Source organism: Blastococcus sp. KM273128, from assembly GCF_021698975.1.
Classification (GTDB): domain Bacteria; phylum Actinomycetota; class Actinomycetes; order Mycobacteriales; family Geodermatophilaceae; genus Blastococcus.
Genome location: NZ_SSXA01000040.1, coordinates 1 through 23,500, shown reverse-complemented (window position 1 = coordinate 23,500; position 23,500 = coordinate 1). Strand labels below are relative to the sequence as shown.

Below are 23,500 nucleotides of genomic sequence, written 5' to 3'. Positions count from 1 at the left end.
CGCCGGCGGGCTGACCGGTTGCACCCACCGCCGGGCGCGGACGCACGCGGGTCCCGGCGGCGCGTGGACGCAGCCGCCGGGACCCGGGCTCGTGGCGTCAGCGGATGGCAGGCATCTCGCTGGTGGAGAGGGCCGGGGCCGACCAGGCGTCGGGGTGCGGACGGCCGGCGTCGGCGGCCCAGTCCGGCGTGACCGGGCCGCGCTGCGCGCCGCGGCTCGTGGTCGCGGGGCGGGCGCTCAGGCTCACGATCACGGCCAGCAGCAGGATCAGACCGACCAGCACACCGCCGATGACCAGGAGCGTCGAGAGCATGTGCTCAACGTAGGCGGTCGATCCCGCGCTGTCATCGGGCAGAAGTCTCCGAAGATGCGTCACGAGTTCCGCAGAGTTCACCCGCGGTTCGCCCGCACTGCACCGTCGGGCTCGGCACCTCTCGCCGTGGCCCGCCGCGCCAGCCCGCCGTCGTGTCCCGCAGCCGTCTGCATGGCCGGCACCCGCGGACGGGTAGGGCAGCCGCCTCGACCGAGGGGAGGAGCGCCGGTGCCGGATCCGTTCGCCGTCGCCGGGCGGCTGGTGGCGGGGCCGATGGGCCTCGTGGCGCGGTGGCGGCACGGCCGGCCGATCCACGCGCGCGGCGCGGTGCTGGACGCAGTCCTGGAGCGGCACGGCGCCGAGCCGCCGCTGGGGGTCCCGTGGCTGGACGGCAGCGGCACCAGCGCGGCCGTGGTCCGGCTCTCCCGCGGCGCCGGGCTCCCGGCCCCGCTGCCCGACGTCCTGGGGTTGGCCGTCCGGGTGTCGGGGGACGGCGGCGCGCCGGTCGACCTCCTGCTCTCGACGAGCGGCCGCGGCCCGCTGACCCGGCGCGTGCCGGTGCTGCGGTCGGACGCCGCCGCCACCTACGGCTCGATCATGGCCTACCGGTCGGCCGCCGGGCCGGTGCGTCTGGCCGCGTTCCCCGACGTCCCCTCGCTGCCGTCTGACCCCGAGCCGCTCGGGGCGGCGGGCGGCGCGGTCGCCTTCACGCTCGTGGTCGCGCCCGGTTCGCAGGCATGGCGGCCCTTCGCCACGCTGCGGGCCACCGGGGCGCGGGGCCGGCCGGACACGGGAGAGCGCTTCGACGCCGTCCGCAACCCGCCACCGGGGCTGGCGGCCACCGGCCCCCTCGCCCGCTTCCGGGAGCCGTCGTACGCGACCGCCCGCCGCGTCGCCCCGTGACGCGCCGGTCGTGCGGACTCACCCGATGGAGTTGATCACGGGTTGCCCGCGACGTCGGGAGGGTAGAGAGGACCGGCCCTGCCGCACGGACGTCGGCGGGGGCTGACGACGTCGAGCGGCACCGCGCTGCTGTCGTGGCTCGACCGCACGAGGAGACCAGCCGCCGCGTGACCCACGCAGATCCCCCTTCCCCGGGGCTGCCCCCGACGCCGGGGGCGGGTGTCCGGGTGGTGTCCGTCCCGCACGGCGGCCCCTACGTCGATGCCGTGCTGCCCGCAGGGGTGGTGCGGGTCGGCGATCCGGGCGGGGCGAGCGCGTGGCTGGAACGGGCGCACCTGGCCGCCCGCGCCACCGAGGTCGACGTCGTGCACCTGCACGCCGGGGCCGGGCACCCGGGGCCGGCCGAGCCCGAGGCGTGGGCCGAGGAGCTGCAGCGGCTGGGCATCCCGCTGGTCGTCACCGTCCACCAGCTGCGGGACGCGGGCCCCGCGGATCACGACGCCCTGCTCGCCGCGGTGCTGGCCACCGCGGAGGTCGTGCTCACCCTGACCGTGGGCGCCGCGGACGAGATCGCCGAGCGCTACGGGCGGACGGCGATCGTGGTGGCCCACCCCTCCCTCGCCGTCCCCGACCCCGAGCTGGGGGCCGAGCGCGGGCTGGTGGGCGTGCGGGTCGGCCCGGCGTCCGGCGCGGTGCCCGACCCCGTGGGGATGGTGCGCGCGGCGCTGTCCGGTGCGCTGTCCGGCGGCGGGCGGCTGCGGGTGCTGGTCGACGCGGCCGCCGCTCCGGCGCTTGACCCCGGCATCGTCGCCCTCGCCGACGCCGGCGAGCTGGAGGTCGTCCGCTACGGCGCCGGCGAGTGGGCCGGCCAGCTCCAGCAGCTGCACGTGGCGGTCCTCCCCGAGCGGTGCGGCACCCACTCGCCCGACGTGGAGATCTGCCGCGACGTCGGCACCCGCGTGGTGGCACCAAGCTGCGGGTGGTTCGCCGACCAGTGGTCGGACGTGGTGCCCTACACCAACGACGAGCGCGCGGGGCTGGACCCCGTGTCGCTGGCCGCCGCGATCGGCGCGGCGCTGACCCGGCCGATGCCCCGGCCGGCCGACCGCGGCTGGCGCGAGGAGCAGCGGACCGCCGTCCGCGAGGTGCACGGCGAGGTCTACGCGCAGGTCCTGGCCGACCGCAGCTGGGCCTGAACGACGACGGGCCCGGCAGCTGCCGGGCCCGTGTGCTGGAGAAGTGTGGGCAGGGGCGGGGTCGAACCGCCGACCTCTCGCTTTTCAGGCGAGCGCTCGTACCGACTGAGCTACCTGCCCCTCCCGGTGATCTCACCGGAGAGCGACCCTGACGGGACTCGAACCCGCGACCTCCGCCGTGACAGGGCGGCGCGCTAACCAACTGCGCTACAGGGCCTTGCTGGTGGTGCTGGTGATGCGTGCCCCCAACGGGGTTCGAACCCGTGCTACCGCCTTGAAAGGGCGGCGTCCTGGACCGCTAGACGATGGGGGCTCGTGTTCGCCGGGGGCAGCGAGAACAATACATGCCCCTCGCGCCTCCTCCGCGCGGGGGTCCGCGGATGCGAGGCTGTGTCGTGTGCGCGCTCGTCCCCAGCTGCTCCTCCCCGCCGTCGTCGCCTCCTTCCTAGCCCTCTCCGGGTGCGCCGGGAGCGGTGAGGTGGGGGAGTCGTCGTCGGCCGGCGCCACCACCAGCAGCACCTCGGGGAGCGCGTCGTCGCCGGACCCCGGCGGCGAGCCGGGCACCGGCACCTCCGAGGCGCCGGCCCCGGCCGACCTCGACGCCGGACCCGAGACCGCCGAGCCCTCCGCCGACGCGCGCGTCACCGTCCGCGACGTCCGGGTCGGGGCGCACGACGGCTTCGACCGGGTGGTCCTCGAGGTCGGCGGCACCGGGACGCCCGGCTGGGACGTCCGGTACGTCGACCAGGCGACGGAGCCGGGCCGCGGCCAGGAGGTCGAGCTGGCCGGGGACGCCGTCCTGCAGGTGCAGGTGACCGGCGCCGGCTACCCGTACGACACCGGCGTCGAGGAGTTCGCCGCGCCGGGGCCGGTGACCGGCGCGGGCACGGGCACGGTGACCGAGGTGGCCTTCGAGGCGACGTTCGAGGGCGTGACGACGTCGTTCGTCGGGACGAACGCCGAGGCGCCCTTCCGGGTGTACCTGCTCGAGGCCCCGACGCGGGTCGTCGTGGAGGTCGCGCACCCGTCCTGAGCCGGGCGGCGCCCGACGGGCCGCTCAGCCGACGGTGGCGCGCAGCTCCACCGAGTCGTCGGTGACGCTGGAGCAGGCGAGCTCCAGCGGACCGGCGGCCACGCTCTCCCCCTGCGCGCAGGAGACGGTGGCCCCGCCTACGCTCAGCGATGCGCGGCCGTCCTGGACGCTGTCGAACGACAGCGTGGTGCCGAGGATCTCCGCCTCCGCACCCGTGCCGGTGAGGGTCACCGTGCAGGTGCCGCCGCTGCAGGAGACGTTCTGCGACGAGAAGCTGCAGCCGGTGAGGGCGGCGAGGGAGAGCCCGCCGGCGAGAACTCCGGCGGCGAGGCGGGCGGCGCGGGGCGGCGACGTCATGCGCCGAGCCTAGGACCCGGAGCTCAGTCCGCCGGGGAAGCCGGGACGAGCGGCTCGGCGCCCGGGACGGGCGGACCGGCGGCGCCGCCCTCGACCGGGACGGGCGAGCCCGCGGTGCCGGCGTCGGCCGGGGCCTCCGCGCCGGTCGCGGCGGGGTCCGCGCCGACCAGGGTGCGCTCCACGGTGACCTCGGTCGCGCCCAGCCCGCCCAGGGTGATGTCGTCGTAGGCCTGCAGCGCGCCGGTCTCCGGGTCCAGGTAGAGCACCGTGCAGGTGAGCGGTTCGGGGTACTCGCCCTCGAGCGCCCGCAGGCCGGCCCCGCCGGTCGAGCCCTGCACCATGAGCAGGGTCCCGTCCTCCAGCTCCTCCACCACGCGGTTGTGCGTGTGCCCGGCCAGCACCAGGGGGACGAGCCCGTCCAGCGGCCGTGCTTGCTTCGGGTCGTGGACGAGCGCGATCGCCGGCTCCTCGGCGAGCGTGCGGGTGTAGTCGGCCAGCTCCTCGCCGGAGCGCTCCAGGACGTCGACGCCCGCGTCGTCGTCGCCGGTGCTCTTGTCGGGGGTGAACCGCGGGTCGGGGGTGCCGACGACGCGGATGCCGGCGACCGTCACCGCCGAGTCGTCGAGGACCGTGACGTTGGGCTGGGCGGCCAGGATGCCCGCCGTGGTGGCCGAGTCGTGGTTGCCGCGGATGTACACGTAGGGCACGTCGAGGTCGCCGACGGCGGTGATGAGCCGGTTCTCGGGCTCGGAGCCCCAGTCGGTGATGTCGCCGGTGTCGAGGATGCCGTCGACGTCGAACTTCTCCGCGACCTGCCGGACCAGGTCGAAGCCCGCCGGGTTGAGGTGGATGTCGGAGACGTGCAGCAGGACGACCGAGTCGCCGGTGCCGCTCGGGGTGGGGAGGGCGGAGAGCGTGGCGTAGAGGGTGCCCACGTTGGCCACCAGGTCTTCCAGCGACGCCCGGTAGGCGTCGAACCGGGCGACGAGGTCCTGCGCGCTGCCGATGAGGCTGTTGGCGTTGACCAGCAGGCCGGTGTACGTGGGCTGGGAGAGCGCCTCCGGGCGCCACGTCACCGCGCCCAGGCCACCGGTGCCGGCGAGCAGCGCGGCGGTGATGCCGACGGCGATGAGCGGCTCACGGCGCCGGCGCAGCACCAGCCAGGAGGTGAGGGCCGCGCCGGCGAGCGCCACGAGCACCGTCACCCAGACGAGCCGGACCACGGCCGACCGCAGGTCCTCCGTCACCCGGTCCACGACGCCGGCCAGCCGCACCGGGTCGTTGGCCAGCGCCTGCGCACGGGCCTGGTCGACCGACTGCAGGGAGATGTCCAGCCGCAGCGGGCCGTCGTAGGCGTCGACCGCGAGGGAGCCCAGCGGCGGGACGGCGACCACGGCCCCGCCGGGCGCGGGGTGGAAGGCGAGCGTCGCGTCGAAGGGGCCGATCGGCGCCGAGACCTTGGCGAAGAGGAGGACGGCGACGAGCGCCCCGGTCAGGGCGAGCGCGACGCGGGCCGACCAGCGCGCGGCCACGCGGGCCCGGCCCGGCCACGGGGAGGTCGACGCGGTGGGCTCGCTCACCGCACAGAGGCTAGGCGATGCCCGGGCCGCGGATCGGGTGCGGACGCCCGTGTCAGGCCCGCGCCGGCGCCGGGCGGAAGATCCAGCGCAGCGCGATGAAGCGCAGGAGGCCGATGAAGGCGGTCACGCCGACGACCGTCGCGATCTGCAGGACGGGCTGGTCGTCACCGGTGAGGGCGTCGAGCAGGCCGAGGGCGGTGCTCGTGGCCAGCAGGCCCAGGACGGTGACGCCGCCGGCCTCCCACTGGGCGGTGAACCAGTGCACCCGCTCGTCGGCGTGGAAGGTCAGCCGGCGGTGCAGCTCGTTGGCCAGCACGGTCGACGCCGCCGTCGCCACGAGGTGTGCCGTGAGGTAGCCCCAGCCGTGCCCGGCGACGAAGAGCAGCGCGTAGACGACGGTGCTCGCCCCGCCGACCAGCACGAACCGCAGGAACTGGGCCGGGATCGCGTCCCCGCGCAGGAAGGCCGCCACCCGCTCGGCGCCCGCCGGCTCCTCGGGCGCCGTCCCGCCCGGCAGGTCGCCGACGGTGTCGGCGGCCCGGCCGCGGCGGGGCGGGGAAGCGCAGGTCACGGGTGTCCTTCACGTGGTGGGCGGGGCGGTCGATCAAGAATTCACCCCGGGTGAACCCCTGTCACGCCAATACATGCCTGGCGGAGCTGGCAACCACCCGTGTCCTTGCTCACGGTCACCTGTGCGTTCCCCGGCGGAGTCGTCGAACTCCCGTGCGTCGGGGCGGGGACGCGCGGGTAGGGGCCGCCCATGAGTCTCATGGGCTTCCTGGACCGCATCGGCGACGTGACGGCGTTCGACAAGGCCATGGAGCCGGCCCGGCGCGCCGTCCAGGGCTTGCCGAGCGCGGTCAAGGACGTCCTGCACGGCACCTGGCTGGGGCACCCGCTGCACCCGGTGCTGGTGCAGGTCCCGGTGGGCAGCTGGGTCTCCGCCGCCCTGCTGGACGCGGTGCCCCCGCTGCGGCCCGCAGCCACCGTGCTGATCGGCACCGGTGTCGCCGCCTCGGTGCCGGCCGCCCTGTCGGGCGCCGCGGACTGGTCGGAGCAGGGTGCGGGGGTCCGCCGCCTCGGTGCGCTGCACGCCGTGATGAACACCGCGGCGCTGGGGCTCTACGGGGGCTCGCTCGTGGCTCGCGCCCGCGGCCGGGGGACGCTGGGTCGCGCCCTGGCCTACGCGGGGCTGGGCCTGGCGGGCAGCTCGGCGGCGATCGGCGGGCACATGTCCTACGCGCAGTCCTCCGGGGCGTCGCACGCGGCGACCGCCGTCCGCGCGCTGACCACCGACTGGATCGACCTCGGCCCGCTCGACGACCTGCCCGACGGCCGGCCGACGATGCGCGCCGGCAAGGGCGGCAGCATGTCCGTCCCGCTGGCCGTCGTCCGCCGCGGTGCCCGGGTCGACGTCTTCGTCGGCGCCTGCTCGCACCTGTCGGGCCCGCTGGACGAGGGCACCGTGGAGACGGTGCGCGGCAGCGAGTGCCTGGTGTGCCCCTGGCACGGCTCCGCGTTCGACCTCGACAACGGTGAGCCGCGTCGCGGGCCGGCGGCCAACCCGCAGGAGAAGCTCGAGGTGCGCATGGACGCCGGCCGGGTGAAGGCCCGGGTGCCGAGCCGCCACCGCTGACGCGGTCGCCGCCCTACGCTGCGGCGGCATGGTGCGGTGGGCCGCGGCGCTGGCGGGGGCGCTGCTCCTGGTTGCGTGCGGCGCCGAGCAGGCCGCACCGCGCGCCGAGGCGGTGAGCAGCCCCGCCACCGTCGCGCCGCGGGTGCCGGGCATCGCCGCCGAGGCGGTCCGCCTGCGCACCGACGAGGCCGTCGGCGGCCGCGTCCAGGTGCGGATCACCCACACGGGGGGCGAGCCGTACACGGTGACCGGGGTGGCGCTGGACGCCCCCGGCTTCGCGCCGCTCCCGCCGACGGAGGCCGACGCGGAGTTCGTGGCCGGGCGGGTCACCGACCTGCCCACGCCCTACGGCGAGGCGGTCTGCCCCGCGGGCGGGGGCGCGCCCGCCGCGCGGGTGACGCTGCTCCGCCCGGACGGGGTGGTCGAGGAGGTGCGTGTGCCGCTGGAGGGGGACACCCTCGCCCGCGTGCACCAGGAGGAGTGCGATGCGCGCGCGGTGGCCGAGGCGGTCGCGCTCCGGGTGGACCGGCTGGAGGCGGGCCCCGAGCGGCTGGCGGGCCGCCTGTCCCTGACCCGGCTCGGCGCCGAGGAGGAGGTCGTCGTCGGCCGGATCGGGGGCAACGTGCTGTTCGACGTGGCGGCGGAGATACCGCTGGAGCTGGTTGCGGGTGATGCGGCGGCGGCCGGCGGCGTGGCCTTCACGCTCGTCACCTGCGACGCGCACGTGCTGGCGGAGGTGAAGCAGCCGCACCTGTTCCCCGTGGGGGTCCGGATCGGCGACCGGCCGGAGGTGGTGGTCGACCTGCCGGTCGACGACGGCCTGCGGGCGGCGCTCACCGACCTGGTGCAGCAGGTGTGCCGGCGGGGCTGAGGGCCGGGAAGAAGCCGGCCCGGCCGCCCCGGGGGGAACGGGTCAGCCGGGCCGGGGTCGTACCCGCCCGGCGCCGGGGCGCGGGAGCGGACGATGCGGCGGACGGGGCACGGTATCGCGCTCCCGACCGGAACGGTGATGACGGTACGTAGCCGCCCGGCCCGGCCGCGATCCCCTGAACGGGTGGTCGGACGCGTACGGGGGTGACGCCCTGCACACGAGGTGTGGGCCACCCGGGTCCGTGGGCACCGGGGAGCGGTGTTCTTCCTCTTCTCCAGCCGGCTCGGCTGCCTCGGCTCGCTGCTCCTGTCGGCGCTGCTGACCCTCGTGCTGCTCCTGGTGCTCGACGTGCTCTGACGACGACGCCCGGGGAACCGGTCCTCGGCGGGAGCGGTTCCCCGGGCGCGGGGTCGTGCGGTCGGTCAGCCGTTGAGCTCGAGCGTCTGCATGGTCTCGGCGCGCACCTCGGCCAGCAGGGCGGGCTCGTCGTTCAGCGGGCGGCCGTAGGAGGGGATCGCCTCCCGCAGGCGCGGCCGCCAGGCGTCGAGGCGCTGCGGGAAGCAGCGCTCGATCAGCGTCAGCATCGCCGAGACGGCGGTCGAGGCACCGGGTGAGGCGCCGAGCAGGCCGGCGATGCTGCCGTCGCCACCGACGATGAGCTCGGTGCCGAACTGCAGGACGCCCTTGCCGGTCTTTGGGTCCTGCTTGATGACCTGCACCCGCTGGCCGGCGGTGACCATGTCCCAGTCGTCCTGCTCGGCGGTGGGCACGAAGGCCTGCAGGGTGCGGTGGCGGGCCGAGCGGCTCTGCAGCAGTTCGCCGACCAGGTACTTGGTGAGCGCCATCTCGGTGCGGGCGACGCCGAGCATGGAGCCCAGGTTGTTCGGCTTGACGCTCCTGGGCAGGTCGAACATCGAGCCGGCCTTGAGGAACTTGGGCGAGAAGCCGGCGTAGGGGCCGAACAGCAGCGAGTACTCGCCGTCGATGAGCCGCAGGTCCAGGTGCGGCACGGACATCGGCGGGGCGCCGACGGCGGCCTGGCCGTAGACCTTGGCCTGGTGGCGGCTGACCAGCTCGGGCGACCGGCTGCGCAGGAACATGCCGCTGACGGGGAAGCCGCCGAAGCCGCGGATCTCGGGGATGCCGGCCTGCTGCAGCAGCGGCAGCGCCCCGCCGCCGGCGCCGACGAACACGAACCGGGTGCGCATCGTGACGCGGTCGCCGGAGCGGGTGTCGCGGACGGTGACCTTCCAGCGGCCGTCGCTCTCCCGCTCGAGGGCGTCCACCCGCTGGTTGACGTGCACGTTCACGCCGCGGGTGGCGGCGTCGTCGAGCATCAGGCGGGTGAGGGCGCCGAAGTTGACGTCGGTGCCCGCGGCCGAACGGGTGGCGGCGACGACCTGCTCGGCGTCGCGGCCCTCCATCATCAGCGGCAGCCAGTCGGCCAGCTCGGCCTGGCTCTCCGAGTACTCCATCTCCGCGAACAGGGGCTGGGCGCTCAGCGCGGCGTACCGGTTGCGCATGTAGCTGCGCCCCTGCTCGCCGCTGACGAAGCTCAGGTGGGGGACCGGCGAGATGAAGTCCTTGGGCGAGCCCGTCATGCCGGCGCGGACCAGGTGCGACCAGAACTGGCGCGAGACCTGGAACTGCTCGTTGATGGTGATGGCCTTGCTCGGGTCGACCTGCCCGTCGGGCCCGGCCGGGGTGTAGTTCAGCTCGCAGAGGGCGGCGTGGCCGGTGCCGGCGTTGTTCCACGGGCCCGAGCTCTCGCCGGCCACGGCGCTGCCCGACTCGAAGACGGCCACGCTCCACTCGGGGGCGACCAGGTGCAGCAGCTGCGCCAGCGTGGCGCTCATGATGCCGCCGCCGACGAGTACGACGTCGGGGTTCGCGCTGTCGGGAACGCTGCGCTCGGAAGTCACGTCTGCCTCTCTGGCTGTGTGCTCGGTCAGGCGCCGCAGCGCCTCCTCATCGATCGTCGGCCGGATTGGGCCGCTACATGCGATCGCGGGCGTATGAGGTACGTCACCGCGCCTCGTGGGCGCAGCCGTTCAAGGTTAGGTCCGCACCTGCCGGGGGCGCTCCGCGGGCCGGTCCGGCGGTCATCCACCGGCTCCCGCCGGTCCCGTTCTCGCCCCTCCCCGTCCCGGTGGCGGGGGTGCCCGCCCGACCGGCGGTAGCCTTCGGCCGGGTGCCGCCGGACCGCCGGCCGCGCGCCCGGGCCTCTAGCTCAACTGGCAGAGCAGCGGACTTTTAATCCGCGGGTTGTGGGTTCGATCCCCACGGGGCCCACCCCTCCCGACCTTGCCTTTCGTGCCTTCGGCTGGCTTCTCGACCCCCGCCATGGATACGCCATGGGTACCTGTGGTCGCAGTGTGGTCGCCCACCGGATCGGCGCTCGTCTTGGCCGCCTGGTCGAACGCTGCGTCCAGCAGCGCGCCGATGGCGTCCGACGCGGTGCGCGCCGTCTCCTCCGACAGGTGGCCGTAGGTGTCGACGGTGATCCCGATCGAGGAGTGCCGGAGCATCTTCAACACGATCGCCATGGGCACGCCGGCGCCCAGCATCAGCGACGCGGCACCATGCCGGAGGTCGTGCAGCCGCACCTGGCGCAGCCCTGCCGCCTTGCTCAGCGCCACGAAGCGTCGGGTGACGTACTCCGGCCGCAGCGGCGCCCCGTTGTCCCGGGCGAAGACCAGGTCGTGGTCCTCGTAGCCGTCGCGCCACGAGGCGCGGTCGATCTCCTGGCCGAGCCGGACCTGCGCGAGGGCGTGCACGGCGCGCTCGGTCAGGGACACGGTGGCCTCCGACGAGCGGGTCTTGGGGGTGTCGAACTGCAGCCGACCGCCGACGTCGACGACGGTCTGCCGGATCCGCGCCGTCCGGTTGGTCAGGTCCAGGTCGCACCAGCGCAGCCCGAGCGCCTCACCGCGGCGCAGACCGCACGCGGCCACCACCTCGGACAGCGGGCCCAGCCGGTCGGTCTCCACGTGCCGCAGGAAGGTCGCGAGCTCGCCAGCCGACCACGGCTGCACCTCGGGACGGGTGCCGTTCGGGGGCGTGACGTTACTGGCCACGTTGTACGGCAGGCGCCGCGTCCGCACCCCGTAGGTCAGCGCCGACCTGAGGGTCGCGTGGATGCGCCTGACCGTCTGCGGGCCGCGGCCGGCGGCGGCATCGACGAGCAACTGCTCGACGTGCTCGGCGCGCAGGCGCTCGATCGGCAGGTGCCCGATCGCCGGGACGATCACCTTCTCCACATGCGCCCGGTACGACCGCAGCGTCGTGGCCTTCGATTCACCGGCCTTCACCTGTAGCCATCGCTCGAGGAAAGCGGCCACGGTCTCGCGGTCGTCGACGCGCACACCTTGGGCGGTGCGGTTCGCGACGTCGGCCAGGGCCCGGGTGGCCGCGGACTTCGTCGTGAAGCCGCCGCGGCGCATGGTGCGGCGCTTCCCGAGCTCGGTGGGCATGTCGACGGCGAAGTACCAGGTGCCGTGCTTTCCGTCGGTGGCCAGCCGGGGGCAGCCCTGGCCGAGCTGGCGGCCGGTCTCGTCGCGGCACGAGCAGCGCCGGTACACGCGTCCACGACCGTCCATCACTGCCGCCTGCCCTTCTTGCGCTCGCCTGCGGGACGCCGTTGCGGTCTCACACTCGGCGCGAATCGTCTGAGTGTGTCCACCTAGAAGGAGCCGTCATGACTCTCGCGGAACAGGTCCGCGCGGCACAGCTGCCACCCCCAGTGGCACGCCGCCAGATCCGATGCGATGCACGCGTCAGCCTCGCCGAGATGGCCGCCGAGCTGGATGTGTCGGCCGTGACCGTGCAGCGATGGGAGCAGGGCACCTTCGAGCCCCGCCGGGACAAGGCCATCGCCTACCGGAACCTCCTCGATGCACTGCGCGAGGCGTCTCGGTGACCGCGCTCACGCGGTCGGAGCTGTTGGCTCTGCCGGCAACCGTGGACATCCCGACCGCGGCCAAAGCCCTGTCCATCGGCCGGACGCTTGCGTATCAGCTCGCGCGGGCCGGCCAGTTCCCCGTCCCGGTCCTTCGTCTCGGCTCCCGTTACCGGGTGCCCTCCAGCGGTCTGCTGGCCGCGCTAGGCGTCGCACCGGCCGCTGACGCCGCCCCCGCGACGGTGACGCCGTCCCAGCTGCTGCGGCCCGTCTCCGGCCTCTGACAGGGGCGCCGGGTCCTGCCCAGACCCGGCCGTCGCCCACACCACCGGACCCCAGTCATCACCTGGAGCCAGACTCATGCTTTCACCTCTGTCGCGCGACAGCCTCGACGGCGACCGCGACACTCTCGTCTTCGAGCCACGGCGGAACACCGTCCGCATCCACGGCCAGCGCGTGCCCAGTCTGCTTAACCGCTGCGGCGTCGACCGACGCCAGTGGGACCACCTCGCGCACTGTTGGATGGCCCCGGTGCGGTTCCTGCCGGTGCTGTTCGAGCAGGCCGAGAAGGACCGCCGGAACGTCCTCATCGAGGACCACGGCGGGCTGGCCGAGTGATGCGCGACCCGCACCTCGCCGCGCCGGTGCTAACCGCCGAAGAGGCCGCCATCGGCTGCGCCCTGTGGCTGCCTGTCGACCAGGCCGCCACGATCGTCGCGCTACTCCCGGAGAGCGACATCGCGTCGCCCAACGTGCGACTGGTCCGCCGCTGCATCGTCGAGCTCAGCGACGCCGGCGTGACACCCGACCCGGCGGCCGTGCTCGCCCACGCGACCAGCCGCCAACACGTCGTCGGCGCCCGACGCATCGGCAACCTCACCCGGACCCTCTGGCGGCTGTACGACCACCGGGCCACCGTCCCCGCGTCTTGGCGCTACTACGTAGCCCAGACCCTCGAACAGGCCTGGCGCCGGCGCACCACCGAGATGGCGGTGCGCCTCGCCCAGGTCGCCGACCACGCCAGCGCCGAGGAGCTCGCTCGGCTCACCCGCGCCGAACAGGCCGCCGTCGACGCCGTCCGCGCCCGGCGCCACGCCATTACCCAGGAACGACCCGTGCTTGTCGCATGACCGCCGCACCCGCCGAGCCCCCGTGGATAAGCGAATCACCAGGCGACCCATGGCCGGCCGAACCACGTCCGGTCACCGAAGTGCCTCTGCGTGCCGAACTCGCTCGCACGGCACCAGAGCAGAAGACCCGGCTCCGGCCCGGCGGCGGGTTTATCCTCGACGCCCCCGACACCGTCCCTGCCGTCTGGGGCGAGGGCGACGACGTCCTGTGGGCCCGCGGTGAAGCCCTCATGCTCGTCGGCGGCCCCGGCGTCGGGAAGACCACAGTCGCCGGTCAGCTCGTCCGCGGGCGCCTCGGCCTCGCCAGTGACGTCCTCGGGCTGTCAGTCCGGGCGGGTCGCCGGCGCGTGCTGTACCTCGCCATGGACCGACCGCAGCAGATTGCCCGCGGCCTACGCCGCCTCTTCACCGCCGAGGAGCGGCACCGGCTCGACGAGCGACTGTCCGTCTGGGTCGGCCCGCCGCCAGCCGACCTCGCCCAGTCAACCCACACCCTGGTTGAGCTCGCCCAGTCCGCCGACGCCGACACCGTCGTCATCGATTCCCTCAAGGACGCTGCGCTCGGCCTCACCGACGACCAGGTCGGCGCCGCCTACAACAGAGCCCGCCAACTGGTCATCGCCGCCGGTATCGAAGTCCTCGAACTACACCACCAGGTCAAGCGCGGCGCCAATGGCACCGCCCCTAACACCCTGGCCGACGTCTATGGCTCCGCCTGGCTCACCGCCGGCGCCGGATCCGTCGTCCTCCTCGCCGGCTCAGCCGGAGACTCCATCGTCGAACTCCGCCACCTCAAGCAGCCCGCCGGCGACGTTGGACCCCTGCGCGTCATACACGACCACACCGCCGGCACCAGCTCCATCTGGCACGGCACCGACCTCCTCGCCATGGTCTGCGCCGCACCAGCCGGCCTCACCGCCAAGGCCGCGGCCCAAGCCCTCTTCTCCACGGACAAGCCCAGCCCGTCCGACGAGCAGAAGGCCCGCCGTCGCCTCGACGCGCTGGTCAAGAGCGGGCACCTCCGGCGCCAAGACGGACGGGCTGGCGGCCCTCACGGCAGCACTCCCACCACGTGGCACGACGCCTCCGTTCTGGAGCCCCCAGAGCTCGCATGAGGCGCCCACGCTCCACCCACGCGCGCACTCTGGGCAACGGGCACCCACGCGCCCACAAACCACCCACGCCACATCGCAAATGTGCAGGTCAGACCACCCACGTGAGCACCTACGCCACCCACGCACCGCAACCACCCACGCTCACCCCCCTCTACGAAGTAGGGGGTGAGCGGTGGCAGAGGGTCATCGCGACCAGTTCGCAAGGCCGCGACCTTTCCGCGCGGCTCAGAGCGTTGAGGGGGAGGCTGGCAGCTGGCCGGACCTAGGCACAGGACCGAAAGTGCTGTCCTGGGCATACCCGGTGCTAGACGACTGCGGTTTCGAGTGTTTCGGGCGCCAGTCACGCGCACGCGCGTAGTGGTGTCCCGAAACTCCCGATACTCGTCGGAGCCCGGACGATCCCCGGTTCGACCAACTCAACCAGCCGTCGCCGTGCGGCTCTGCCTAGTGCTCTGACCGCCAACGTTCGGCGGGTTAATGAATGACGTCGGTATGGTCCAGGCCGCGGTCGAGTGCCGACCGGCCTCGGGATTCACTCGAACGCGATTTGAGGGACAATGACCTGGTACGACGAGTTTCTGACGGAACTCGAGCCGATCACCTGGCGTCCCAAGCCCGGCGATGGACTTCCAGCGAGCATCGAGGCCGGTCAGGTCTTTGTTCAAGCGACGCAGTACGGGCTGGAAGTGGCCGTGGCGTCCGCCGGGTCCAGGCCGACCAGCGCCGACATGCGCAAGGCGTGGAAGGCGCGGCAGGCCAACCGCCCGTCGCCGGTCCTGCTCGCCGTCGGTTACCCCGGCCGGGGCGGCACCCTCGTGGCAGTGTGCGGCCCGGTCGGCGACGAGCCGCCGGTCACGCACGATCTGGAGCCTTCGCGTGTCGAGCGGCTCGCCGCGGCGGCGCTGGCCGAACCGTCGAGGCACGCGGCGGCTCGATGCCTGCTGCGCCTGCTCCCCGAGGTGGAGTCGGACCTCCCGGGCATCATCAACTCCGGCTTGCTGGCGACGCAGGAGATGCGCGGCGGTGTGCCCCAGCGCAGCGACTGGTCTGCCGCGACGACGACCGGTCGGGCCTCGCTCAAGCGCCGCGGGAGGGACCTCATCAAGGCCCTCGGCTTCGCCGTCGACCAGCTGGGCGCGAACACGTCCGTACTGACCGCCGGCCGGGACCGTAGGGCCATCGCCGTCTTCCTCGACGAGGGGGAAACGTTCGAGGTTCCGGTGCCCCGGTTCGACGGCGTCTCACCGGTCGCGCACGCCCTGGCCGTCGCCGACCGCGAGCACCTGTCATGGGTGGTCATGACGCGCGCGTCGGAAATCCGGCTGTACGCCGCCCGGCCGGACACCGGCGTCGGGCGTAAGGGCCGGACCGAGACCTTCGTCGAGGTGAACCTCGCGCTTCTGCCCGATGACCGGGCCGGCTACCTTCAATTGCTGTTCTCCGCGGATGCCCTCGCCCCGGCCGGGACGCTCGAGCAGATCCTGGCCGCATCCGCGGACTTCGCCGCGGACCTCGCTTCCCGTCTACGGGACCGCGTCTACCGCGAGGCGGTTCCGGTGCTCGCCCGCGCCGTCGCGCAGCGGCTCGACCCGGACCCGGACGAGGAGACGCTCGCTCAGGCTTACGACCAGACTCTCAACATCCTGTTCCGGCTGCTGTTCGTCGCCTACGGCGAGGACAAGGGGCTGTTGCCTTACAACAGCAACAACCGCTACCGCGACCACAGCCTCAAGCGCCTCGCGCGCCTGCTGTCGGACGACATCAACGACGGCAGGCTGGCCTACGACGCGCGGCAGACCGATTTGTGGGATGACGTGGTGCAGATCTGGGAGGCCATCGACCGCGGCAACAGAGGCTGGGGCGTGCCGGCCTACAACGGCGGGCTGTTCTCCTCCGCGCCCGAGGTCAACGCCGCCGGCGCGGCGCTGGCCAGTTTGCGGCTCGACAACTCGGAATTCGGGCCGGCCCTCACTGCGCTGCTCGTCGACACCGGTGACGCCGACGTCGTCGGTCCCGTCGACTTCCGCAGCCTGTCGGTGCGCGAGTTCGGGACGATCTACGAGGGCCTCCTCGAATCAGCCTTGTCGGTCGCGCCGGCCGACCTCGCAGTGGACGCGAAGGGCAACTACGTCCCCGCGAGAGCGCACGAGCACGTCGAGGTCCCGGCTGGAGCCGTGTATCTGCACAACCAGTCCGGGGCGCGCAAGGCGACGGGGAGCTACTTCACGAAGCCGTTCGCCGTCGAGCACCTGCTCGACCACGCGCTCGAACCGGCGCTCGACGAGCACCTCGCCCGGATCACGCAGCACCTAGACGCCGGCGATGAAGCCGCCGCCGCGAGCGCGTTTTTCGACTTCAGGTGCGCCGACATCGCGATGGGGTCGGCGCACTTCTTGGTCGCCGCCGTGGACCGGATCGAAGCCAGACTGTCGGCGTTTCTGGCGCTGAATCCGATCCCCGCGGTGACCGCCGAGCTGGAGACGCTGGCGACGGCGGCCTACGAGGCGCTGGGTGAGCTCAAGGACGGCGTCGAAATCGAAACGACCTCCCTGCTGCGCCGGCAGGTTGGGCGGCGGTGCATCTACGGCGTGGACCGCAACCCGATCGCGGTCGAGCTCGCGCGCCTGGCGATCTGGATCCACACGTTCGTGCCCGGTCTGCCGCTGTCATTCCTCGACCACAACCTCACAGTCGGTGACAGCCTCACCGGCATCGCGACCGTCGATGAGGCGCTCGCCGAGCTCACCGGCGGCGACACCGATGCACCGCAGACGCTGTTCCACGACCGGATCGTCGAGTTCCTAGCGCGCGCGTCGAAGGCGCTCAGGCGGCTCGGCACCATCTCCGACGCCACCGTGGCCGACGTCAAGGAGGCCCGGCAAGTCCACCTTGAGGCAATCGACCAGGTCAAGCCGGCTACAGCCCTGTTCGATCTGCTCGTCGCTCACCGGCTCGGCAAGGCCGCCGTCCCGGTCGACGCCGACGAGGACACCGTCACCCGCGCCGCCGCCGTGACCAACGCCGCCGCAGTCGCGGCCGGCGCGCACGCGCTGCACTTCCCGGTCGCCTTCCCCGAGGTCTTCCTTCGCGACCGTCCCGGCTTCGACTGCCTCCTGGGCAATCCGCCGTGGGAGGAGGCCACCGTTGAGGAGCTCGGCTTCTGGGCCGTCCGCTTCCCGGGCCTCAAGGGCCTGACTGCCGCCCAGCAGAAGACCGAAATCAAGAGGCTGCGGGCCGCCCGGCCCGACCTGGTCGCCGAGTACGACGCCGCCCTCGCCGACGCCGAGCTGACCCGCGCCCTGCTCGTCCGCGGTCCCTACCCCGGCATGGGTACCGGGGACCCCGACCTCTACAAGGCGTTCGCCTGGCGGTTCTGGCAGACCCTGCGGACCGGGGGCGCCATCGGCATCGTGCTGCCGAGATCGGCGCTGGCCGCGAAGGGGTCGACACCCTGGAGGCAAACCGTGCTGTCCGAAGGTGCCTTCGCTGACACGACGATGCTGCTCAACACAGGTGGCTGGGTATTCGACGACGCCGAGCACCGCTACACGATCGGCCTCGTGACGATTCGGCGTGGCGCGCAGCACGCTGGCGAAGTGGCACTGCGCGGGCCCTTCTCTAGCCTCCAGCGGTTCCTCGACGGCGTGCAACTCCCGCCGGCGTCGTTCCCCGTCGATGAATTCCTCGGCTGGTCCGACGGCGCGGCGTTTCCGCTCCTGCCGTCGCCGGAGGCCGTCACGGTGTTCCAGAAGCTCCGGGCACATCCGCGGCTCGACGCGCCGCGTCAGGACTGGCGAGCTCGACCGGCCACCGAATTCCACGCGACGAACGACAAGCCCTTCCTCATCCTCGACGAGAACGACGCGAACGACGACGCGTGGCCCGTGTTCAAGGGAGCCTCCTTTAACCTATGGGCCCCCGACACCGGCACCTACTACGCCTGGGCCGACCCCGAGGTGGTGACCGAGGAGCTGCAGCGCCGCCGGGTGCGAGGGCAACGCAGCGCCCGGTCTGGGTTCGCCGAGTTCACCGCGGACTGGGCGAAGGATCGCGACACGCTGCCGTGCTGGTACCCCCGGATCGCCTTCCGCGACATCGCTCGAGCAACTGACTCGCGCACCTTGATCACCTGCCTAATACGCGGTGAGCTCGTCCTCACCAACCAGGCGCCATACGTACTGCGGCCGAAGGGCGACGAGCGGGACGAGGCGTTCCTGCTCGGCGTGCTGAGTTCGATGCCGCTGGACTGGTACGCACGCCGCGTCGTCGAAACTCACGTGAACTTCCACGTCTTCAACGGCTTGCCGATCCCGGACCCCGAACGCGACGACCGGCACCGGCGGCGCGTCGAGGAGGTCGCCGGCCGGCTGGCCGCGGTCGACGACTGGTACACCGATTGGGCCGAAGCCGTCGGCGTGCCCGTCGGCAGTGTCACTCCTGAGGAACGCCCCGAGCTGCTTGCCGAACTCGACGCCGCGGTCGCCCACCTGTACGGGCTGGGCACGGACGACCTGCGGATCATCTATCGCACCTTCCACGAGGGCGCCGACTACTCCGCCCACCGCGACCGGGTGCTCGCCCACTACGAGAAGCTGGCCTGACCGATGACGGACCCCAAGCCCACCTTCCTCACCAACCAGGACGGGACCCGCGTCGCCGACGGCATCAACGCGCACCTCGAGCACCTGCGTACCCAGCTGATCAACCCCTACGAGCTGGCGATCGCCACCGCCTACTTCAACGTCGGCGGCTATCAGCTGCTCGCCGACGAGCTGGATCACCCGCGGCGAGTGCGGCTGCTCCTCGGCGCGGAGCCCGACCAGAACTTACGCACGCGGCGCCTCGACGAACCCGTCGCACCGGCGCGCGCGCAGGCCATGCGAGTGCGCCGGGCGTTGGAAGGTCACGACCGGGCTCTCGCCGATGCGCGCGACCTGCTCGGGTTCACCTTCGACGCCGACCGGGGCGCCCGCCGGCTCCTCGACTGGCTCCGCTCCGGGACGGTCGAAGTACGCCGGCTCACCGACCGGTTTCTGCACGGCAAGGCCTTCATCACGATCACTGACCATGACGAGGGCGTCATCGCTGGCTCGTCGAACTTCACCTACGCCGGCCTCGCGACGAACATCGAGCTCAACCTCGGGCAGTACCAGCCGAACGTCGTCACGGACGTCCGGGCGTGGTTTGACGAGCTGTGGGACGTCGCCGACCCGTATGACCTCGCGGCGCTGTACGAGGGGCGGTTCGACGCTCACCCGCCACAGCTCATCTACCTGCGGATGCTGTGGGAAAGATACGGCGCGGAGGTCGAAGCCGAGGCAGAGGTGATGACCCGGGGCGCCATCCATCTCACGACGTTCCAGCGGGACGGCCTGTGGCGCGCGCGGCGCATCCTCGCCGAACGCCGCGGCGTGCTCATTGCCGACGAGGTGGGTCTCGGCAAGACGTTCCTCGCCGGCAAGCTGATCGAAGAGGCGGCGATCGAGCGCCGTCAGCGCGTGCTCGTCGTAGCCCCCGCGACGCTCCGCGACGGGCCCTGGCGCAAGTTTGCGTCCGACTTCAACCTACCGATCGAGCTGCGGTCGTTTGACGACCTCATCGCCGATCGGCGGCTCATCCCAACGGCAAGCGGTTTCGTTCTCGACCAGGACCCGGACGACTACGCCCTCGTCGTCATCGACGAGGCGCACAACGCTCGCAACCCGGGCACGCAGCGCGCCGAGGCGCTACGCCGGCTGCTGGCCGGGGCTTACCGCAAGGACCTCGTCCTGCTCACCGCGACGCCGGTTAACAACAGCCTGTGGGACTTGTACTACCTGCTGGTGCTGTTCCTCCGGAACGACGCCGTCTTTACTGACCTGGGCATCCCCTCGATGCGCGACCACTTTGCCCGGGCGATGGCGCTCAACCCTGACGACCTGTCCCCGGAGTACCTGTTCGATGTGCTGGACGCCGTTGCAGTCCGCCGTACGCGCCCGTTCGTGAAGCGGTTCTACCCGACCGACACCGTCCGCATCGCCGGCCGCGACGTCCCGATAACCTTCCCCACACCCCGGGTGCGTCGGGTGTCCTACGACCTCGACGCCGTGCTGCCGGGGTTCTTCGACCGTTTCGCCGCCGCGCTCGACGCCGACGACGTCGGACACCCTGATCCCGACCGGCGGCCCGGGGTGCTCACACTCGCCCGATACGCACCGTCACGGTACGGCCCAGGCGGCGTCGACGCCCGTGAGGTGCAGCTCACCGGCTTGCTCCGGTCTGGACTGCTAAAGCGGTTCGAGTCCTCGCCCTACGCCTTCGCCCGCACCTGCGACAAGATGGCCGACAGCCACGACGGGTTCCTGGCACTGCTCGCCACCGGCAAGATCGCGACCGGCTCGGCGCTGCGGGACTGGGCCGCCACCGACTCAGACGATCCGGACGAGGTCGAGGAGTACCTGCACGGCCACTGGGAGGAGCTCGAGGACGCCGCCGACTACGACATCGACCTGCTCCGCGCCCACGTCGCGCACGACCGAGACCTGCTGCGGCAGTTCGCCGCGGAGGCGGACACCGTCACCCGGGACCAGGACCCGAACCTCGCCGCCGTCGTCGAGGAACTGGCCGAGATCGCGGAGCAAGCCGCAGCCGAAGGCGTAACCCTGCAGGAGATCCGCGACAAGCGCAAAGTCCTGATCTTCAGCTACTTCGCCGACACCGTGGACTGGATCGTCGACTACCTCTGCGACGTGGTCGTCCGTGACGACCGCCTCGCCTGCTACCGCGACCGCATCAGCGCGCTCACTGGCAGCGACGGCGACAAGCGGGACGTCCTGTGGGGCTTCGCGCCGCGTACGACCGACGCCCCCGAACCCGATGACCGGTACGACATCGTCGTGACCACCGACGTCCTCGCCGAGGGTGTCAACCTGCAACAGGCACGGCACATCATCAACTACGACTTGCCCTGGAACCCGCAGCGACTCGTCCAGCGCCACGGACGGATCGATCGCATCGGCTCGTTCCACACCGAGGTCTTTCTGCGCTGCGTCTTCCCGGACCAGCGCCTCGACGACCTGCTCGGGCTGGAAGAGCGGCTGCACCGCAAGATCAAGCAGGCTGCGGCGGCCATCGGCGTCGGGGAGATTCTGCCCGGCTCCCGGACGGCGGACGTGACGTTCGCCGAGACGCGTGAGGAGGTCGAGCGGCTTCGTGCCGAGGACCCGACGATCTTCGAGTTCGGGGGCGTCGGACGCACGGCACTGTCCGGTGAGGAGTACCGCCAGGAGCTGCGTCGCGCGCTCGACAACCCCGAGGTCGCCGGCCGGATCCGCGACCTGCCGTGGGGCTCTGGCTCCGGGATGGCGGTGCCAGTACCGGCCGGCGCGCAGGGCGGGTACGTCTTCTGCATCAGAGTGGGCGACCATCCGACGCCGCAGTTCCGCTACGTGACCGCCGCCGCCGACGGTGCACCGCTGATTGTCGACGACACCCTCGCCTGCCTCGACCGCGCGCGGCCTCCGGAGGAGTGGGACACCCCGCGGGACCTCGACGAGCAGACCTACCGCGGTGCCTTCGAAGCTTGGGACCTCGCGCGCGGCCATGTCGTGGACCGCTGGAACTTCCTCGCAGACCCGGCGAACCTCGCGCCTGTCGTGCCGGCAGTCATGCGTCGGGCCGCGCAGACCGTGCGCGATCACACGACCGGCGTCGACCTGGAGCAGATTGATCGTGCTGTTGAGGCACTCGAGGCGCCCTATGCCGAGCGGATTCTGCGACTGTTTCGCCAGGCGCTCACCGTCGAGAACGGGACCGAACGCGCCCGGGTCGTGCTCGACCTCGTGCGGGACCTCGGCCTCGAACCGCCCCCACCGCCGGAGCCGCTGCCGGAGGTGACGGGGAACGACGTCCATCTGCTGTGCTGGCTGGCTTTGGTGCCGGAGGCGCCGGCAACGCGAACGGACCTGGTCAGCAGCGAGGGCAGCGAAATGCCGCTGGGATAGCTCTCGGACGCGCAGGCCGCCGCGGTCTGAAGCGCCCCAGGTTTCGTGCCGCTCTCATACGGGCTGCTCCTGCGGGATGAGGGCAGCGTAGTGGGCCTCCTCGGCCTCGTTCGGGGTGATCATTCCGAGGGTGCCGTGCAGACGTCGGTTGTTCCACCAGTCGACCCAGCCGGCAGTGGCGTACTCCACGTCGGAGACGGCCTTGTAGGGCCCGGCGTGGAAGACGGTGGTGCGGACGCACTCGGTCTTGAACAGGCCGATCACGCTCTCCATCAGCGCGTTGTCGTAGGCATCGCCGACCGAGCCGATCGAGGGCGCGATGCCTTCCAGGGCCAGGTGCTCGGTGAACCGCAGCGCGGTGTACTGACTGCCGGCGTCGCTGTGACTGATCAACTGGCCCGGCTCGACGGCCCGGTCCTCGCGGGAGCGCTGCCAGATCGCCATCCGCAGCGGCGTCATCACCAGGTCGGTCGTCTTCGTCGTGGCCGCGTGCCAGGCCACGATCTTCTGCGCGAAGACGTCGGCGATGAACGCAACGTAGGCGAACCCGGCCCAGGTACGCACATAGGTGAAGTCCGACACCCAGACCCGGTTGGGCGCCGGCGCGGTGAAGTTCCGATCCAGCAGGTCACCGGCCCGGGTCCCGTCCTTGCCCGGCACCGTCGTGCGCAGCGTCTTGCCCCGGCGCACCCCGGCCAGCCCGAGGGTGCGCATCGCCCGGTCCACCGCGCCGGCGCTGGCTTGCGGCAGGGCAGTGCGGCGCAGGTGGGCGGTCATCTTCCGCCGCCCGTACAGCCCCTCGGGGGCCAGCCGGCGCACGCCGTCCGGACTGGTGGCCCAGGCGGCATCGCGCACCGCGTCCTGCACCTGGGCGTCGGTGACGATGCGGTCGGCGACCGGCCGGGATGGCCGTCTCCACTCTCGGTAGGTCCGCGCGGCGACCTGACAGCCCTGCTCACGCAGGACTCGGCAGATCGACTCGACCGCACGGCCTTGAGCCACTTGATCGGCGATGAACGCCATAATCAGCGGTTGCGGGGGTCGAGCTCCCCGGCGAAGAAAACCGTCGCCGCCTTGAGGATCTCGTTGTCCTCGCGCAGCCGCCGGTTCTCGGCCTTGAGTCGCTTGATCTCCGCTGACTCCTCCGACGTGGTCCCCGGCCGGGCCCCGTCGTCGATCTCGGCCTGGGCCACCCAGCGGCGCACCGACTCCCGGGCCACCCCCAGCTGGCGGGCCACCGCCACCGCCGCGGCCGTGGTCGAGGAGTACTCGCCCCGGTGCTCACGCACCAGCCGCACCGCACGCTCCCTCAGCGCCGGATCGATCTTCTTCGGCATGACGCCATCCTCCGTGACTCACAAGGAGGCGGCACAGAACCTGGGGCGCTTCAGCCTCGATCCACCGTCGATCTTGGTCGGCTCGGTCGGCCTCTGATCTGATCTTGGTCAGCCGGTGCGGGCGTGAAGCAGCCGCCGGTCTGTCCGGC

At 72.5% G+C, this 23,500-nt stretch carries 18 protein-coding genes, 4 tRNA genes and 1 pseudogene; 13 read left to right on the top strand and 10 right to left on the bottom strand.

Features of this window, described 5'->3' with window-relative positions:
• Positions 1–97 precede the first annotated feature (97 nt).
• Complete coding sequence (locus tag E9529_RS12780) at positions 98–313, bottom strand: hypothetical protein (protein WP_236831539.1); 216 nt, start codon at positions 311–313, stop codon at positions 98–100.
• Between the two features lie 228 nt (positions 314–541).
• On the opposite strand from E9529_RS12780, the gene E9529_RS12775 reads away from it, so the two are divergent.
• Together E9529_RS12775 and E9529_RS12770 are read left to right on the top strand one after the other, a co-directional pair.
• Positions 542–1,216, top strand: a complete 675-nt coding sequence (locus E9529_RS12775; protein WP_236831538.1) for a phosphodiesterase — start codon at positions 542–544, stop codon at positions 1,214–1,216.
• A gap of 230 nt (positions 1,217–1,446) precedes the next feature.
• Positions 1,447–2,412: a hypothetical protein gene (locus E9529_RS12770; protein ID WP_236831537.1), complete on the top strand. Its 966-nt coding sequence runs from the start codon at positions 1,447–1,449 to the stop codon at positions 2,410–2,412.
• 46 nt (positions 2,413–2,458) lie between these two features.
• On the opposite strand, the gene E9529_RS12765 is transcribed toward E9529_RS12770, so the two are convergent.
• The 3 genes from E9529_RS12765 to E9529_RS12755 all read right to left on the bottom strand — a co-directional run bounded on the left by E9529_RS12765 (position 2,459) and on the right by E9529_RS12755 (position 2,725).
• A tRNA-Phe gene (locus tag E9529_RS12765) sits at positions 2,459–2,532 on the bottom strand.
• A gap of 23 nt (positions 2,533–2,555) precedes the next feature.
• A tRNA-Asp gene (locus E9529_RS12760) sits at positions 2,556–2,629 on the bottom strand.
• 23 nt (positions 2,630–2,652) lie between these two features.
• Positions 2,653–2,725 (bottom strand) — tRNA-Glu (locus E9529_RS12755).
• Positions 2,726–2,809: 84 nt separating this feature from the next.
• On the opposite strand from E9529_RS12755, the gene E9529_RS12750 reads away from it, so the two are divergent.
• Complete coding sequence (locus E9529_RS12750; protein ID WP_236831536.1) at positions 2,810–3,445, top strand: hypothetical protein; 636 nt, start codon at positions 2,810–2,812, stop codon at positions 3,443–3,445.
• Between the two features lie 24 nt (positions 3,446–3,469).
• On the opposite strand, the gene E9529_RS12745 is transcribed toward E9529_RS12750, so the two are convergent.
• The 3 genes from E9529_RS12745 to E9529_RS12735 are packed head-to-tail and all read right to left on the bottom strand — an operon-like array spanning position 3,470 to position 5,953.
• A complete protein-coding gene (locus E9529_RS12745) occupies positions 3,470–3,802 on the bottom strand; it encodes a hypothetical protein (RefSeq protein WP_236831535.1) in 333 nt (110 codons plus the stop codon).
• Between the two features lie 23 nt (positions 3,803–3,825).
• Positions 3,826–5,382 carry a metallophosphoesterase gene (locus E9529_RS22755; protein ID WP_236831534.1) on the bottom strand — a complete coding sequence of 519 codons (1,557 nt, stop codon included), beginning with the start codon at positions 5,380–5,382 and terminating at the stop codon, positions 3,826–3,828.
• Between the two features lie 52 nt (positions 5,383–5,434).
• A complete protein-coding gene (locus E9529_RS12735) occupies positions 5,435–5,953 on the bottom strand; it encodes a GtrA family protein (RefSeq protein ID WP_236831533.1) in 519 nt (172 codons plus the stop codon).
• A gap of 189 nt (positions 5,954–6,142) precedes the next feature.
• Between E9529_RS12735 and E9529_RS12730 the strand changes: the two genes are divergently transcribed.
• Both E9529_RS12730 and E9529_RS12725 read left to right on the top strand, forming a co-directional pair.
• Positions 6,143–7,018, top strand: a complete 876-nt coding sequence (locus tag E9529_RS12730; RefSeq protein WP_236831532.1) for a Rieske 2Fe-2S domain-containing protein — start codon at positions 6,143–6,145, stop codon at positions 7,016–7,018.
• A gap of 28 nt (positions 7,019–7,046) precedes the next feature.
• Positions 7,047–7,889, top strand: a complete 843-nt coding sequence (locus E9529_RS12725) for a hypothetical protein (RefSeq protein WP_236831531.1) — start codon at positions 7,047–7,049, stop codon at positions 7,887–7,889.
• Positions 7,890–8,311: 422 nt separating this feature from the next.
• On the opposite strand, the gene E9529_RS12720 is transcribed toward E9529_RS12725, so the two are convergent.
• A complete protein-coding gene (locus tag E9529_RS12720; protein ID WP_236831530.1) occupies positions 8,312–9,811 on the bottom strand; it encodes a malate:quinone oxidoreductase in 1,500 nt (499 codons plus the stop codon).
• A gap of 297 nt (positions 9,812–10,108) precedes the next feature.
• Here E9529_RS12720 and E9529_RS12715 point away from each other — a divergent pair.
• Positions 10,109–10,181 (top strand) — tRNA-Lys (locus E9529_RS12715).
• A gap of 239 nt (positions 10,182–10,420) precedes the next feature.
• Here E9529_RS12715 and E9529_RS22970 read toward each other — a convergent pair.
• Positions 10,421–11,488 (bottom strand): annotated as a pseudogene (locus E9529_RS22970) (tyrosine-type recombinase/integrase); the annotation flags it as partial.
• 98 nt (positions 11,489–11,586) lie between these two features.
• Here E9529_RS22970 and E9529_RS12705 point away from each other — a divergent pair.
• The 7 genes from E9529_RS12705 (at position 11,587) to E9529_RS12675 (ending at position 22,014) form a co-directional block, all read left to right on the top strand.
• Complete coding sequence (locus E9529_RS12705) at positions 11,587–11,808, top strand: helix-turn-helix transcriptional regulator (RefSeq protein ID WP_236831526.1); 222 nt, start codon at positions 11,587–11,589, stop codon at positions 11,806–11,808.
• The gene (locus tag E9529_RS12700) at positions 11,805–12,071 is read left to right on the top strand and encodes a hypothetical protein (RefSeq protein WP_236831525.1); all 267 of its coding nucleotides are present in this window, start codon (positions 11,805–11,807) and stop codon (positions 12,069–12,071) included. Before E9529_RS12705 ends, E9529_RS12700 begins: the two co-directional genes overlap by 4 nt.
• Before the next feature lie 76 nt (positions 12,072–12,147).
• A complete protein-coding gene (locus E9529_RS12695) occupies positions 12,148–12,405 on the top strand; it encodes a hypothetical protein (RefSeq protein WP_236831523.1) in 258 nt (85 codons plus the stop codon).
• Complete coding sequence (locus E9529_RS12690) at positions 12,405–12,917, top strand: hypothetical protein (RefSeq protein ID WP_236831521.1); 513 nt, start codon at positions 12,405–12,407, stop codon at positions 12,915–12,917. Before E9529_RS12695 ends, E9529_RS12690 begins: the two co-directional genes overlap by 1 nt.
• Positions 12,914–14,032: an AAA family ATPase gene (locus tag E9529_RS12685; protein WP_236831519.1), complete on the top strand. Its 1,119-nt coding sequence runs from the start codon at positions 12,914–12,916 to the stop codon at positions 14,030–14,032. The genes E9529_RS12690 and E9529_RS12685 overlap by 4 nt, the downstream gene beginning before the upstream one ends.
• Before the next feature lie 557 nt (positions 14,033–14,589).
• Positions 14,590–18,633 (top strand): Eco57I restriction-modification methylase domain-containing protein, encoded by a 4,044-nt coding sequence (locus tag E9529_RS12680; RefSeq protein ID WP_236831517.1) that lies wholly within the window; start codon positions 14,590–14,592, stop codon positions 18,631–18,633.
• Positions 18,634–18,636: 3 nt separating this feature from the next.
• The gene (locus tag E9529_RS12675; protein WP_236831515.1) at positions 18,637–22,014 is read left to right on the top strand and encodes a helicase-related protein; all 3,378 of its coding nucleotides are present in this window, start codon (positions 18,637–18,639) and stop codon (positions 22,012–22,014) included.
• A 54-nt stretch (positions 22,015–22,068) separates the two neighbouring features.
• Here E9529_RS12675 and E9529_RS12670 read toward each other — a convergent pair.
• Positions 22,069–23,351 (bottom strand): IS3 family transposase gene (locus E9529_RS12670; RefSeq protein WP_236831514.1). Its coding sequence is split into 2 segments (ribosomal slippage): positions 22,069–23,078 and positions 23,078–23,351, totalling 1,284 coding nucleotides; the frame shifts between segments, so codons are not numbered across the junction.
• Positions 23,352–23,500 lie beyond the last annotated feature (149 nt).